The sequence below is a fragment of the Pseudomonas sp. P179 genome (assembly GCF_000478485.2).
Taxonomy (GTDB): Bacteria; Pseudomonadota; Gammaproteobacteria; order Pseudomonadales; family Pseudomonadaceae; genus Pseudomonas; species Pseudomonas aeruginosa.
In genome coordinates this window covers 3,626,748-3,640,767 of sequence record NZ_KI517354.1, presented here as the reverse complement: position 1 = coordinate 3,640,767, position 14,020 = coordinate 3,626,748, and the positions used below count along the sequence as shown (strand labels likewise).

Here is a 14,020-nt window from a genome sequence, read left to right as displayed (position 1 = left end):
GCGAGAGGGGGCGGGAAGTGCCGCTGGAACGGCACAAACCCGTCGGGTATCAGGCCGCGCCGCGCGGCAGCAGCAACCCCAGCGGCAGGCAGACCCGCGCTTCCAGGCCGCCGCCATCGCGGTTGCGCAGTTCGACGCTGCCGCCGTGCTGGGCGGCGATGCGCTTGACGATCGCCAGGCCGAGGCCGGTGCCCTTGCCGCCACGCGCCTTGTCGCCACGGATGAAGGGATTGAAGATGCTGTCCACTTCCGCGGGATCGATGCCCTGGCCGCGATCGAGCACGCTCAGCACCACGTAGGGCGCCGCGCTTTCGCCGGCCACGTAGCTGGCCACCTCCACCGAACCGCCGCCGTGGTTCAGGGCATTGTCGATCAGGTTGCCCAGCAGACGCTTCATCGACACACGCCGCAACGGCATCGCCGGTACCGGTTGCAAGGCCATGCGCACCTGCTCGCGAGTCTGGTTGAACGGCGCCACGACCTCGCGCACCAGGTCGGTCAGGTCGCCCTCCTCCACCGGCTCGTCGCGGCCGTCGCGGATGAAGGCGAGGAACTGGTCGAGGATCGCGTCCATGTCCTCGATGTCGCGGATCATGTCCTCGACCATCTCCCGTTCGCTCTCCGGCAGCAACTCCAGCGACAGGCGCAGGCGCGTCAGCGGGGTGCGCAGGTCGTGGGAGACACCGGCCAACATCAATTCGCGTTCGCGCCCGCCCTGCTCGATGTCCTCGGCCATCTGGTTGAAGGCGCGATACACCTCGGCCATTTCACTCGGCGTCTCCGGTCCCAGCGGCAGGCGCACGCTGCGCCCCTGGCCGAACTGGCGGGCGGCGACCACCAGGCGCTTGAGCGGCTGGCTGAGCTGGCGGACGAAGATCCAGGCGGCGGCGGTGGAGAGCAGGCCGATGCCGAGGAACCAGCCGAGCACGCTCCAGATCCGTTGGCCACGCAAGGGATGCGGATACAGCGGCACCGCCAGCCAGCCTTCGCCGAGGCTCGGTGCGCGCACCCAGAGCTGCGACGGCTGGTGGATACGCAGGCGGGTCTCGGTGTCCGGCCCCAGCTCCATCTGCATCTGCCGCTGGAAGATTTCCGTGTACGGCCAGTGCTGCTCGCCGGGCTGGTCGGCGCTGCTCGGCACCCAGCGCAGGCCGGAAGCCTTGGCGATGGCCGCGCGCGACTCCTCGTCGGCAGCCCAGAACGCGCGGATGGTCAGCGCCGCGCCGTGGCTGTACTGGCGGTCGACGATCACGTCCTCGTTCATCAGCAGGTAGACCAGGGTCAGCGCCTTGGAGAACAGCACGACGATCAGCACCAGCCAGAGGGTGCGGGCGAAGAAGCTTTGCGGGAACCAGAGCGGCGTTTTCATCGATCGGACCGGTTGCGCGCCGGCGGACGGGGCCGACGCCTGTTGCGGGTAAGACGACGCGGCCGGTGCATCGCTGCACCGGCCGCGCGGAGACTCAGGCCTTGCGCGCGTTGCCGTCCGGCACGAACACGTAGCCGACGCCCCAGACCGTCTGGATATAGCGCGGCTTGGACGGATCCGGCTCGATCAGCCGGCGCAGGCGCGAGATCTGCACGTCGATGGAACGCTCCAGGGCATCCCACTCGCGGCCACGGGCGAGGTTCATCAGCTTGTCCCGGGTCAGCGGTTCGCGGGCGTGCTGCACCAGGGCCTTGAGCACGGCGAACTCGCCGGTGGTCAGCATGTGTACCTCGTCGCCCTTCTTCAGTTCGCGGGTGGCGAGGAACAGCTGGTAGTCGCCGAAGGTCACCACCTCGTCGGCACCGGCAGGCGCGCCGGGCACCAGCGGCGCCTGGCGGCGCAGCACGGCCTTGATCCGCGCCAGCAGTTCGCGCGGGTTGAACGGCTTGGCCAGGTAGTCGTCGGCGCCCAGTTCCAGGCCCTGGATGCGGCTGCCCTCGTCGCCCTTGGCGGTGAGCATGATGATCGGCACCTGGTTGTTCTGTTCGCGCAGGCGGCGGCAGGCAGTGAGGCCGTCCTCGCCGGGAAGCATCAGGTCGAGCACAACCAGCTGGAACAGTTCGCGGGATAGAAGGCGATCCATCTGCTCGGTGTTCTCCACCGCGCGGACGCGGTAGCCCTGCTCGTCGAGGAAACGTTCGAGCAGGCGGCGCAGGCGGGCGTCGTCGTCGACGACGAGGATCTTTTCACCTTCGGCCAGGGCGGCAGGGTTCGACATAGAAACTCCCAGAATGAGTCAGGCGGGCATTATCGCCCAGGTAGCGGCTGGGCCGGACTGTCCATTGTTAGCAGATTTTTCCCCGACCAGCCGCCCTCCAAGGCGAAACTTGGCAGGTATAATGCGGCGCTTTTGCGGCGGGGCGTTGTCTACACGGCCCGTTTTCGTTCGTTTTACCAGGTGGATCAATGGACAGCATCAACACCCGTATCGCCGAAGAGCTCTCCGCACTGCCCTCCGGCCGCGTTCAACCGCAGCAAGTCGCCGCTGCCGTCGCCCTGCTCGACGAAGGCTCCACCGTTCCCTTCATCGCCCGTTACCGCAAAGAGGTCACCGGCAGCCTCGACGATACCCAGTTGCGCATGCTGGAAGAGCGCCTGCGCTACCTGCGCGAACTGGAAGAACGCCGCGGCGCGATCCTCGCCAGCATCGAGGAACAGGGCAAGCTGACCCCCGAACTGGCCCGCGACATCAAGCTCGCCGACACCAAGACCCGTCTCGAAGACCTCTACCTGCCTTATAAGCAGAAGCGCCGCACCAAGGGCCAGATCGCCCTGGAAGCCGGCCTCGGCGCGCTGGCCGACGCACTGTTCGACGACCCGACCCTGGTCCCGGAAAGCGAGGCCGCGCGTTTCGTCGACGCCGAGAAAGGCTTCGCCGACGTCAAGGCGGTGCTGGAAGGCGCCAAGTACATCCTCATGGAGCGCTTCGCCGAAGACGCCACGCTGCTCGACAAGCTGCGCGTGTTCATGAAGAACGAAGCGACCCTGACCGCCCGCGTGGTCCCCGGCAAGGAACAGGAAGGCGCCAAGTTCAGCGACTACTTCGAACACGATGAGCCGCTGAAAAGCGCTCCGTCGCACCGCGCCCTGGCGATCTTCCGCGGACGCAACGAAGGCGTCCTCAGCGCCTCGCTGAAGGTCGGCGAGGAAGCGCCGGGCACCCTGCACCCATGCGAGGTCATGATCTCCGAGCGCTTCGGCCTGTCCAACCAGGGCCGCGCCGCCGACAAGTGGCTGGCCGAGGTGGTGCGCTGGACCTGGAAGGTCAAGCTCTATACCCACCTGGAAACCGACCTGTTCGGCGAGCTCCGCGACGGCGCCGAGGACGAGGCGATCAGCGTGTTCGCGCGCAACCTGCACGACCTGCTGCTGGCCGCCCCGGCCGGCCCGCGCGCCACCCTCGGCCTCGACCCGGGCCTGCGCACCGGGGTCAAGGTCGCGGTGGTCGACGCCACCGGCAAGCTGCTGGACACCGCCACCGTCTACCCACATGCGCCGAAGAACCAGTGGGACCAGACCCTCGCCGTGCTCGCCGCGCTGTGCGCCAAGCACCAGGTCGAGCTGATCGCCATCGGCAACGGCACCGCCAGCCGCGAGACCGACAAGCTGGCCGGCGAACTGATCAAGAAGTATCCGGGCATGAAGCTGACCAAGATCATGGTCAGCGAAGCCGGCGCATCGGTGTATTCCGCCTCCGAACTGGCGGCGAAGGAGTTCCCCGAGCTGGACGTGTCCCTGCGCGGCGCCGTATCCATCGCCCGTCGCCTGCAGGACCCGCTGGCGGAGCTGGTGAAGATCGAGCCCAAGTCGATCGGCGTCGGCCAGTACCAGCACGACGTGTCCCAGCTGAAGCTGGCGCGTAGCCTGGACGCGGTGGTCGAGGATTGCGTGAACGCCGTCGGCGTCGACGTCAACACCGCCTCCGCCGCCCTGCTGGCACGCATCTCCGGCCTCAACTCGACGCTGGCGCAGAACATCGTCGCGCACCGCGACGCCAACGGAGCGTTCCGCACCCGCGACGAGCTGAAGAAAGTCAGCCGCCTGGGCGAAAAGACCTTCGAGCAAGCCGCCGGCTTCCTCCGCGTGATGAACGGCGACAACCCGCTGGACGCCTCGGCGGTGCACCCGGAGACCTATCCGCTGGTGCAGCGCATCGCCGCCGACACCGAGCGCGACATCCGCTCGCTGATCGGCGACTCGGCGTTCCTCAAGCGCCTCGACCCGAAGAAGTTCACCGACGAGACCTTCGGCCTGCCGACCGTCACCGACATCCTCAAGGAACTCGACAAGCCCGGCCGCGACCCGCGTCCGGAGTTCAAGACCGCAGAATTCCAGGAAGGCGTCGAGAGCCTCAAGGACCTCAAGCCGGGCATGGTCCTGGAGGGCGTGGTGACCAACGTCACCAACTTCGGCGCGTTCGTCGACATCGGCGTCCACCAGGACGGCCTGGTGCACATCTCGGCGCTGTCCGAGAAGTTCGTCAAGGATCCGTACGAAGTGGTCAAGGCCGGCGACATCGTCAAGGTCAAGGTCATGGAAGTGGACATCCCGCGCAACCGTGTCGGCCTGTCCATGCGCATGAGCGACACCCCCGGCGAGAAGGTCGAAGGCCAGCGCGGCGGGCGTCCCACCGGCAGCGGCCAGCCGCGCCAGGAGCGTGGCGCCCCGCGCGGACAGAGCGCGCCGCCGGCGAACAACGCCATGGCCGCGCTGTTCGCCAACGCCAAGCAACTGAAGAAGAAGTGACGGAGCCGTCCATGAGCGAGATGCCCGCCCGCGAGCAGATGATCAGCGCCTACAGCGAACTGGTCGGCCTGGACCCGGTCAGCCTCGGCGACGGCGTCGCCGAGGTACGCCTGCCGATGGCCGCGCACCTGCGCAACCGCGGCGGGGTCATGCACGGCGGCGCGCTGTTCTCGCTGATGGACGTGACCATGGGGCTGGCCTGCTCCAGTTCCCATGGTTTCGACCGCCAGAGCGTCACCCTGGAATGCAAGATCAACTACATCCGCGCCGTCGCCGACGGCGAGGTGCGCTGCGTCGCCCGCGTCCTCCATGCCGGGCGCCGCAGCCTGGTGGTGGAAGCCGAGGTGCGGCAAGGCGACAAACTGGTCGCGAAAGGACAAGGTACCTTCGCCCAGTTGTAAACCGGCGCGGCCGCCATGCGGCAGAATGGCGCGCAACGGCGATCCCGATCCGTGCCGGGCGCCCGCCTCGACGGCTCCCGCCGAAGTCGCGGCGACCGGCCCCAGGACGAAGCGAAAACGCATTTACGTCCTCCCTCTTGTAGACCGCTCGGTCCACCCTCATATTGGGGCGACCGATCTGGGACGCGATCACAAGGAATCCCGACTTGAGCGATCTTCTCTCCCGCCGCCTGGCTCTGCTCGGCGCCGCAGCCAACCTGCCCCTGCTGACCGAGTGCCTGCATGGCATCGAGCGCGAATGCCTGCGAGTCGATAGCGACGGCAAGCTGGCGCTCACCCCCCACCCCCGGGCCCTGGGTTCGACCCTGACCCATCCGCAGATCACTACCGACTACTCCGAGGCCTTGCTGGAGTTCATCACGCCCACGGAAACCGACGTCGCCGACACTCTGGGCGATCTCGAGCGCATCCACCGCTTCGCCAGTTCGAAACTGGACGGCGAATACCTGTGGAGCCCATCGATGCCCTGCGAGCTGCCGGACGAGGAGAGCATCCCGATCGCCCGCTACGGCAGCTCGATGATCGGCCGCCTGAAGTACGTCTACCGCAAGGGCCTGGCGCTGCGCTACGGCAAGACCATGCAGTGCATCGCCGGCATCCACTACAACTTCTCCCTGCCGGAGAGGCTCTGGCCGCTGCTGCGCCAGGCCGAAGGCAGCGAGCTGTCGGAACGCGACTACCAGTCCGCCGCCTACATCGCCCTGATTCGCAATTTCCGCCGCTACAGCTGGCTGCTGATGTACCTGTTCGGCGCCTCGCCGGCCCTCGACGCCGGCTTCCTGCGTGGCCGCCCGAGCCAGTTGGAGCGCCTCGACGAACACACGCTTTACCTGCCCTACGCCACCAGCCTGCGGATGAGCGACCTGGGCTACCAGAACAACGCCCAGGCCGGCCTGACGCCCTGCTACAACGACCTGCAGAGCTACATCGACAGCCTGCGCCAGGCGGTCAGCACGCCCTACCCGCCCTACGAGAAGGTCGGCACCAAGCAGGATGGCGAATGGGTGCAGCTGAACACCAACATCCTGCAGATCGAGAACGAGTACTACTCGAGCATCCGGCCAAAGCGCGTCACCTACACCGGCGAGCGTCCGGTGCAGGCCCTGGCCGCTCGCGGCGTGCAGTACGTGGAAGTGCGCTGCCTGGACATCAACCCGTTCCTGCCGCTGGGCATCGACCTGGACGAGGCGCGCTTCCTCGACGCCTTCCTGCTGTTCTGCGCGTTCAGCGACAGCCCGCTGCTGAACGGCGAGTGCAGCGACGCCACCGACAACTTCCTCGCCGTGGTCAAGGAAGGCAGGCGGCCGGGCCTGCAATTGCAACGTCGCGGCCAGCCGGTGGAATTGCAGGTCTGGGCGAACGAGCTGCTCGAACGAATCGCCGACACCGCGGCGCTGCTCGACCGCGCGCGCGGCGGCGAAGCCCACGCGGCGGCGCTGGCAGCGCAGCGGGCGAAGGTGGCCGATGCGGAACTGACGCCTTCGGCGCAGGTGCTGAAGGTCATGCGCGAGCGCGGCGAGAGCTTCGAAGCGTTCTCCCTGCGCCAGAGCCGCGAACACGCGGAGTATTTCCGCCAGCATCCGCTGGCCGCCGAAGAGCAGGCGCGCTTCGAGAAGATGGCCAGCGACTCCCTGGCCGAACAGACGGAGCTGGAACGCGACCAGGATGGCGACTTCGATACCTTCGTCGCCGCCTACCAGGCGAGCATCCTCGGCCTGATCAGCAACTGAGCCAAGCCGGCGCGCCCCTGCGCCCAGGGACGCGCCGGCGGATCACAGGCTCTTCTCGAATACCTGCGAATTGCGCTGGAAGTTGTACAGCGAGGCCCGCGCCGCCGGTAGCCGTTCGACGCTGCTGGGCTGGAAGCCGCGCTCGCGGAACCAGTGCGCGGTCCGCGTGGTGAGCACGAACAGGGTCTTCAGGCCGAGTCCGCGCGCGCGCTCCTCGATCCGCTCCAGCAGTTCGTCGCCACGCCCGCCGTGGCGGTACTCCGGGTTGACCGCCAGACAGGCCAGCTCGCCCGCCTCGGAATCGGCGATCGGGTAGAGCGCGGCGCAGGCGATGATCAGCCCTTCGCGCTCGACGATGCTGAACTGTTCGATCTCGCGTTCCAGCACCTCGCGGGAACGGCGTACCAGGATGCCCTGCTCTTCCAGCGGGCGGATCAGCTCGATCAGCCCGCCAACGTCCTCGATGCCCGCCTCGCGCAACTGCTCGAACTGCTCCTGGGCGACCAGGGTGCCGTTGCCGGTGCGGGTGAATAGCTCGCTGAGCAGCGCGCCGTCCTCGGTGTAGCTGACGATATGGCTGCGCTTGACCCCGGCCCGGCAGGCCTGCGCCGCGGCGTCCAGCAGCTCGGCCTGGTAGCTGTTGCCCAGCCGTTGCAGGTGCGCGGGCACCTGCTGCGGGCGCAGTTCGCGGACCAGTTTGCCGGATGCGTCCAGCAAGCCCTGTTCGGCGCCGTAGAGAATCAGCTTTTCCGCTTCCAGGTCGATGGCGGCGCGCATGGCCACGTCTTCACAGGCCAGGTTGAAGATTTCCCCGGTCGGCGAGTAGCCCAGCGGCGAGAGCAGGACGATGCTGCGCTCGTCGAGAAGGCGGCCAATACCCTTGCGGTCGATGCGACGGACCTCGCCGGTATGGTGATAGTCGACACCCTCGACCACGCCGATCGGCCGCGCGGTGACCAGGTTGCCGCCAGCGACCCGCAGGCGCGCGCCCTGCATCGGCGAGGCGGCCATGTCCATCGACAGCCGCGCCTCGATGGCGATGCGCAGGCTACCCACGGCGTCGATGACGCACTCCAGGGTCGGTGCATCGGTCACTCGCAGGTCGCGGTGATAGCGCGGAGCCAGGCCGCGCGCGGCCAGGCGCGCCTCGATCTGCGGACGCGAACCGTGCACCAGCACCAGGCGCGCGCCGAGGCTGTGGAGAAGGACCAGGTCGTGGACGATATTGCCGAAATTGGGATGCTCCACCCCTTCGCCGGGGAGCATGACCACGAAGGTGCGGTCCCGGTGCGAGTTGATATAGGGCGAAGCGTGACGTAACCAGTTGACGTAGTCGGGCATGGTGGGGAAAGCCTGTCGTTTCGTGAGCGAGAGCAAAGCGTGAGCGGCCGGGACGGCCCGAAGGGCGCCGTTATCGTCGTCGCAGCAACATCGACAGGCTTCTCCTCACTTTCTGGTTAACGAGACGGATGGATCACGCGCGAGTTTAAACCCTCGGCGGCCCCCCGGCCGCGGGATTCGACCATGGTACGGGGCCTGGGGCCGGAACGAACCGTTTTACCACTATTTTTGAAAAAAACTATCCGAAAACCCCGGTTAACTCGCACAGCGCTTTTTCGCTAGGCTGCCTCGTTCGCCGTGCCGTCCGGCGCGCAACCACGCGAACGAGGAAAATCCATGAGCGAATACTTCCATCACGTCCTGATCGGACTGCTCGCCGTGCTTCCGGTGGCCAACCCGCTGACCAGCGTCTCGCTACTGCTCGGCCTCGGCGGCAGCCTGCCGCCGGCGGAGCGCAACCGGCAGATATTCAAGGCCAGCCTCTACGTGGCGCTGATCATGCTGGTCAGCTTCTACGGCGGCAGCCTGGTGATGCAGGTGTTCGGCATCTCCATTCCGGGCCTGCGCATCGCCGGCGGGCTGATCGTCGCCTATATCGGCTTCACCATGCTGTTCCCCGCCACCACGCCGGACGAGACCGAAGTCCAGCACGACCTGCTGTCGGACGAGGAAAAGATCACCCCGCACTTCCGCGACCTGTCCTTCGTTCCGCTGGCCCTGCCGGGTACCGCGGGGCCGGGGACCATCGCCCTGGTGGTCAGCTCGGCGTCGACGCTGCAATCCACCTACGGAAGCATTCCGCTGTTCATCCACCTCGCGGCGATCACCGTCACCCTGCTCACCGCGCTGATCTTCTGGATCGCCCTGCAAAGCTCCGGGCGCATCATGAAGTTCCTCGGCGAATCCGGGATCGACGCCATCTCGCGAGTGGTCGGCTTCCTGCTGGTGGCGATGGGCGTGCAGTTCGTCATCAACGGCGGCTTCGAGCTGGTCGCCGGCCACGCCGCGCTTCAGTCGGCGGCGGGCGTCAGGCAGTAATGCTGGATCAGCCGGCGCAGCACGCCGACCATCGGTTCGATACGCGCCAGTTCGAGGTGCTCGTCGGGCTGGTGGGCACAGGCGATGTCGCCGGCACCGAGGACCAGGGTCTCGCTGCCCAGGCGCTGGAAGTACGGCGCCTCGGTACCGAACGCCACGGCCTCGGCGCGATGCCCGGTCAGGCGTTCGGCGACGCGTACCAGTTCGCTGTCCTGCGCCTGTTCGAACGGCGGCACGGCAGGGAACAGCGGCTGGTAGTCGATGCTCACCTGGTGCCGTTCGGCCAGCGGCCGCAGGCGCTGGCGGATCGCCTCGCGCAACTGCTCAGGCTGCATGCCGGGTAGCGGGCGCAGGTCGAATTCCAGCGAACACTGGCCGCAGATGCGGTTGGGATTGTCGCCACCGTGGATGCAACCGAAGTTCAGGGTCGGCTGGGGCACGCTGAACTGCGGGTTGTTCCAGGCCCGCTGCCATTCCCCGCGCAGCGCCATCAGCTCGCCGATGGTCGCGTGCATGGCCTCCAGGGCGCTACGGCCGAGGTTCGGATCGGACGAATGGCCGCTCTGCCCGAGAATCTCGATGCGCTCCATCATCACCCCCTTGTGCAGGCGGATCGGCCGCAGGTTGGTCGGCTCGCCGATCACCGTGGCGCGACCCAGCGGTCGCCCGCTTTCGGCGAGGGCACGGGCGCCGGCCATCGAGCTTTCCTCGTCGCAGGTGGCGAGGATCATCAGCGGCTGGCGGAACGGCTGGTCGAGCAGCGGCAGCAAGGCCTCGATGGCCAGCGGGAAGAAGCCCTTCATGTCGCAACTGCCGAGGCCGTACCAGCGGCCGTCGCGCTCGTCCAGGCGCAGCGGATCGCTGCTCCACAGCGCTTCGTCGTAGGGCACGGTATCGGTGTGGCCGGCCAGCACCAGCCCGCCGGGACCGCTGCCGTAGCTGGCCAGCAGGTTGAACTTGCCCGGCGAGACTTCCCGGATCTCGCAGCGGAAGCCTAGATCGCCCAGCCAGGAGGCCAGCAGGTCGACCACCGGGCGGTTGGTCTGGTCCAGCTCGGGCTGGGTGCAACTGACGGAAGACGCGGCGATCAGCGCGCCGAACTGGTCTTTCAGAGACGGCAACGGCATGGGACTCTCCACACGGATCGAGCCCCATCATGGCCTATCGCGGCAGTGGATAAAACCGTCCGTTCCGGTTCCGCCTGCGCCAGCCGACGAAGATCGCGCTCAGGCGCCGAACAGCGCGCGCAGGACCAGGAAGAACAGGATCGCCAGCACCGCGCCGGCCGGCAGGGTCACTACCCAGGACAGGAAGATCGAGCCGATCACCCGCAGGTTGAGCGCGCCGATGCCGCGCGCCATGCCGATGCCGAGCACCGCGCCGACCAGGGTATGGGTGGTGGATACCGGCAGGCCGATGGCCGAGGCGCCAACCACCGTGGAGGCGGTCGCCAGCTCGGCGGCGAAGCCGCGGCTGGGGGTCAGCTCGGTGATCTCCCGGCCGATGGTGGCGATCACCCGGTAGCCATAGGTAGCCAGGCCGATGACGATGCCCACCGCGCCCAGCAGCAGTACCCAGGACGGCACCGGCGAACGGCTCACCAGATCCAGGTCGCCGCCGGCCTGGACCACCGCGACGACCGCCGCCACCGGGCCGATGGCGTTGGCCACGTCGTTGGCACCATGGGCGAAAGCCATGGAGCAGGCGGTGAAGATCATCAGCACCGCGAAGACCCGCTCGACGCTGGCGAAGCCGCCACGCGGATCGGCTCCGCCAGTGGGTCGGATGCGCAACAGCAGGACGATGCCCAGGCCCATCACCAGGCCACCGGCGAGCAACGCCAGGCCCAGCGTCTGGATGCCGGAAAGCTCCAGGCCGACATGCTTCAGGCCCTTGCCGACGGTCATCAGCGCGACCATGAAGCCCGCCAGGAACATGTACAGCGGCACGTAGCGGCGCGCGCTGCGGAACGGGTCCTCGGCATGCAGTACCAGCCACTGCACGCTCCTGAACAGGGCGAAGGCGAGCAGCCCGGACAGCACCGGCGTCACCACCCAACTGGCGACGATCGGGCCGATCGCGCCCCAGTGCACCGCGTGCACCGAGACACCGACCGAGGCGAAGCCGATGATCGCGCCGACGATGGAGTGGGTGGTCGACACCGGCCAGCCCTTGATCGTCGCCAGCAACAGCCAGACCCCGGCGGCCAGCAAGGCCGAGAGCATGCCGAAGACCAGCAGGTCGGGGGTCATGTACTGCGGGTCGACGATGCCGCTCCTGATCGTTTCGGTGACCTCGCCGCCGGCGAAGTAGGCACCGCAGAACTCGAAGACCATCGCCACCAGGATCGCCTGGCGGATGGTCAGAGCGCGCGACCCCACCGAAGTGCCCATGGCGTTGGCGACGTCGTTGGCGCCGACGCCCCAGGCCATGAAGAAACCGAACAGGCAGGCGAGTACGAGGAAGGCGAAGCCGTGGTCGGCGATCAGGGACATGGGCGGTATCCGTGTGCAGGCAGGGTCGGAAAGAAGACTGGCGCTCACCGCGCCAGCAATTGCTCCAGGCGGTTGCCGACCCGCTGGGCGCGGTCGGCGACATCGCCGATCCATTCGATGATCTGGTAGAGGAACATCACGTCCACCGGCGGCAGCTCGCTTTCCAGACGGAACAGCTCGCGGCGTACCTCGACCTGGATGCGGTCGGTATCGTTCTCGATCGCCTCGAGTTCCTCCACCATGCTCTCCACCAGACTGGTCTCGCGCCCGCCGAAGCCGGTCTCGAGCAGTTCGTTGAGTTCGTTGACCACCCGCAACGCCTGGGCGCTGGCGTCCACCGAGCGCTGCACATAGGCGAGCATCTGGCCCTGTAGCGGCAACGGGATGCGCATGCGCCGGCCCAGCATCAGCCCGACGATGTCCTTGGCGCGATTGGCGACTTTGTCCTGTACACTGAGCAGCTCCAACAGATCGGAGCGCGGCACCGGAAGGAACAGGCTCTTGGGCAGGTGCATCCGGACGTTCTTCTTCAGCCGATCGGCTTCCTGCTCCAGTCGCACCATGTCCTGCTGAACCTGTTCGACCTGCGCCCAGTCCTCGGCGATCACCGCGCGGAAGAACGGCAACAGGCCGGCCGCGCATTCGTGGGCCTTGGCGATGTGCTGCTGCATCGGCCCGATCGGCGAACGGCCGAACAGGCTGATGAACGGATTGGTCGGCATGGAACGCCTCCCTGGTGGAAATGCCGAAAAGTATAGGCCACCCACCCCGCGCGCCTTTGATCTGGAACACCTTCACCCGCGGACGCCTGGCGTCCCGAGCCGGACATCGCCCCATGCAGAAAGAAACCGAAATCAAACTCCGCGTCAGCCGCGCCACCCTGGAAGCCTTGCAGGAGCACCCGTTGCTGAAGAAGCGCAACAAATCGGGCTGGGAGCGCCGCGAACTGTACAACCAGTACTACGACACCCCCGGCCGCGAGCTGGCCCGGGCCAAGGTCGCGCTGCGCATGCGCCGCGACGGCGAGCAGTACATCCAGACGCTGAAAAGCCGCGGGCAGAGCGTGGCCGGGTTGTCCGAACGCAACGAGTGGGACTGGTACCTGGAAAAGAACAAGCTCGACCTGAAGAAACTCGACGACAAGTGCTGGCCGGCGGCCCTCAAGGATCTCGACAAGAAGCAGCTCAAGCCGATCTTCAGCACCGACTTCGTCCGCCAGCGCGCCGAGATCGCCTGGGGCCGCGGCAAGGCCAGGGTAGTCGTGGAGGCGGCGCTCGACCTGGGCAAGGTGGTCGCCGGCGACAACCAGGAGGAAATCTGCGAACTGGAGCTGGAACTGCGCCAGGGCGATGCCGCCGCGCTGCTCGAGCTGGCCGCGGAACTGGCCGCCGACCTGCCGCTGATGCCCTGCGACATCAGCAAGGCCGAGCGCGGCTACCGCCTGTTCGACCCGAACAGCTACGAGGTCGATCCCCCGGCCCAGAAACTGCTGGCGGAAACCCCGCTGGACGGTGCCTTCGCCGCCATCGCCTGGTACCTGCTCGGCAGCAGCCAGCGACTGGCCGAACAGTATCGCTTCAACGGCCACTGGCGCCTGCTGGAGGACTGGCTGCAACACCTGCAGGACCTGCGTACCCTGCTCGGCAGCCTCGGCCAGGCGGTGCCACGCGCCAGCAGTCGCGAGCTGCGCGAAGCGCTGGACGCTCTCCTCGCCGACTGGGCGCCGCGCATCGAGCGCGGCCGTGACGACGAGACGCTACGCCAGCAGGCGCCGCAACTGTTCCGCGGCGAACTCGACGAGACCCGCTGGGGCCTGTTCTCCCTGAATGCCTCGCGCTGGCTGCTGGCCAAGGCCTGGACCGAGTCGCGCAACGAGCGCGGCAACCGCCAGGGCTCTGCCGCGCTGGGCAAGTGGCTGCTGCGCAGCCTTGCCGAAGAAGCCCAGGCCACGCCGCTGGCGCGCGCCCACCAGCATCCCGAGCTGCTCCCCGACCAAGCGCCGCGCCTGCAGCGCATGCTTACCTGGTTGCGCCTGGCGCGCGGCGTGCTCGACCTGCCGGAAGCCGACCGCCTCTACGGCGAACTGGCCAAGTTGCTGGAGCTGCTGCGGCAACCTGTCGATGCCGAGCGCCTGGCTGCCCGCGCCACGCAGGCCCATACTGTGCTGACGCTCAAACCCTGGAAGGCGCTGATGAAATAAGCTTCGCCGCTACCGCCATC

At 67.5% G+C, this 14,020-nt stretch carries 11 protein-coding genes; 5 read left to right on the top strand and 6 right to left on the bottom strand.

Annotated elements, in window-relative coordinates; all coding sequences use genetic code 11:
• Positions 1-49 precede the first annotated feature (49 nt).
• Positions 50-1,369, bottom strand: a complete 1,320-nt coding sequence (gene amgS, locus HMPREF1224_RS29305) for a two-component system sensor histidine kinase AmgS (protein ID WP_003096258.1) — start codon at positions 1,367-1,369, stop codon at positions 50-52.
• 94 nt (positions 1,370-1,463) lie between these two features.
• Positions 1,464-2,207: a two-component system response regulator AmgR gene (gene amgR, locus HMPREF1224_RS29300; protein ID WP_003096259.1), complete on the bottom strand. Its 744-nt coding sequence runs from the start codon at positions 2,205-2,207 to the stop codon at positions 1,464-1,466.
• Between the two features lie 188 nt (positions 2,208-2,395).
• Here amgR and HMPREF1224_RS29295 point away from each other — a divergent pair, with 188 nt between their 5' ends.
• The 3 genes from HMPREF1224_RS29295 (at position 2,396) to gshA (ending at position 6,926) form a co-directional block, all read left to right on the top strand.
• Positions 2,396-4,735: a Tex family protein gene (locus tag HMPREF1224_RS29295; RefSeq protein ID WP_010793665.1), complete on the top strand. Its 2,340-nt coding sequence runs from the start codon at positions 2,396-2,398 to the stop codon at positions 4,733-4,735.
• A gap of 38 nt (positions 4,736-4,773) precedes the next feature.
• Positions 4,774-5,136 carry a PaaI family thioesterase gene (locus HMPREF1224_RS29290; protein ID WP_042115369.1) on the top strand — a complete coding sequence of 121 codons (363 nt, stop codon included), beginning with the start codon at positions 4,774-4,776 and terminating at the stop codon, positions 5,134-5,136.
• A 206-nt stretch (positions 5,137-5,342) separates the two neighbouring features.
• On the top strand, positions 5,343-6,926 hold the full coding sequence (gene gshA, locus HMPREF1224_RS29285) for a glutamate--cysteine ligase (RefSeq protein WP_003109990.1): 1,584 nt from the start codon (positions 5,343-5,345) through the stop codon (positions 6,924-6,926).
• Between the two features lie 42 nt (positions 6,927-6,968).
• Here the strand turns inward: gshA and argA are convergent, their stop codons facing one another.
• Positions 6,969-8,267: an amino-acid N-acetyltransferase gene (gene argA / locus HMPREF1224_RS29280; RefSeq protein ID WP_003096265.1), complete on the bottom strand. Its 1,299-nt coding sequence runs from the start codon at positions 8,265-8,267 to the stop codon at positions 6,969-6,971.
• Between the two features lie 336 nt (positions 8,268-8,603).
• On the opposite strand from argA, the gene HMPREF1224_RS29275 reads away from it, so the two are divergent.
• A complete protein-coding gene (locus HMPREF1224_RS29275) occupies positions 8,604-9,305 on the top strand; it encodes a MarC family NAAT transporter (protein WP_003114055.1) in 702 nt (233 codons plus the stop codon).
• Here HMPREF1224_RS29275 and argE read toward each other — a convergent pair.
• From argE to HMPREF1224_RS29260, 3 genes are all read right to left on the bottom strand, one after another.
• Positions 9,278-10,432: an acetylornithine deacetylase gene (gene argE, locus HMPREF1224_RS29270; RefSeq protein WP_003100077.1), complete on the bottom strand. Its 1,155-nt coding sequence runs from the start codon at positions 10,430-10,432 to the stop codon at positions 9,278-9,280. The two genes, HMPREF1224_RS29275 and argE, sit on opposite strands and share 28 nt — an antisense overlap.
• Before the next feature lie 99 nt (positions 10,433-10,531).
• Complete coding sequence (locus HMPREF1224_RS29265; protein ID WP_010793664.1) at positions 10,532-11,800, bottom strand: inorganic phosphate transporter; 1,269 nt, start codon at positions 11,798-11,800, stop codon at positions 10,532-10,534.
• A 44-nt stretch (positions 11,801-11,844) separates the two neighbouring features.
• Positions 11,845-12,522: a TIGR00153 family protein gene (locus tag HMPREF1224_RS29260; protein ID WP_003100081.1), complete on the bottom strand. Its 678-nt coding sequence runs from the start codon at positions 12,520-12,522 to the stop codon at positions 11,845-11,847.
• A 113-nt stretch (positions 12,523-12,635) separates the two neighbouring features.
• On the opposite strand from HMPREF1224_RS29260, the gene HMPREF1224_RS29255 reads away from it, so the two are divergent.
• The gene (locus HMPREF1224_RS29255; RefSeq protein ID WP_003100082.1) at positions 12,636-14,000 is read left to right on the top strand and encodes a CYTH domain-containing protein; all 1,365 of its coding nucleotides are present in this window, start codon (positions 12,636-12,638) and stop codon (positions 13,998-14,000) included.
• The last annotated feature ends 20 nt before the right edge of the window (positions 14,001-14,020 follow it).

Coding starts and splice junctions, on each gene's coding strand:
- amgS (WP_003096258.1), bottom strand. CDS start 1,369: ATGAAAACGCCGCTCTGGTTCCCGCAAAGCTTCTTCGCCCGCACCCTC.
- amgR (WP_003096259.1), bottom strand. CDS start 2,207: ATGTCGAACCCTGCCGCCCTGGCCGAAGGTGAAAAGATCCTCGTCGTC.
- HMPREF1224_RS29295 (WP_010793665.1), top strand. CDS start 2,396: ATGGACAGCATCAACACCCGTATCGCCGAAGAGCTCTCCGCACTGCCC.
- HMPREF1224_RS29290 (WP_042115369.1), top strand. CDS start 4,774: ATGATCAGCGCCTACAGCGAACTGGTCGGCCTGGACCCGGTCAGCCTC.
- argA (WP_003096265.1), bottom strand. CDS start 8,267: ATGCCCGACTACGTCAACTGGTTACGTCACGCTTCGCCCTATATCAAC.
- HMPREF1224_RS29275 (WP_003114055.1), top strand. CDS start 8,604: ATGAGCGAATACTTCCATCACGTCCTGATCGGACTGCTCGCCGTGCTT.
- argE (WP_003100077.1), bottom strand. CDS start 10,432: ATGCCGTTGCCGTCTCTGAAAGACCAGTTCGGCGCGCTGATCGCCGCG.
- HMPREF1224_RS29265 (WP_010793664.1), bottom strand. CDS start 11,800: ATGTCCCTGATCGCCGACCACGGCTTCGCCTTCCTCGTACTCGCCTGC.
- HMPREF1224_RS29260 (WP_003100081.1), bottom strand. CDS start 12,522: ATGCCGACCAATCCGTTCATCAGCCTGTTCGGCCGTTCGCCGATCGGG.
- HMPREF1224_RS29255 (WP_003100082.1), top strand. CDS start 12,636: ATGCAGAAAGAAACCGAAATCAAACTCCGCGTCAGCCGCGCCACCCTG.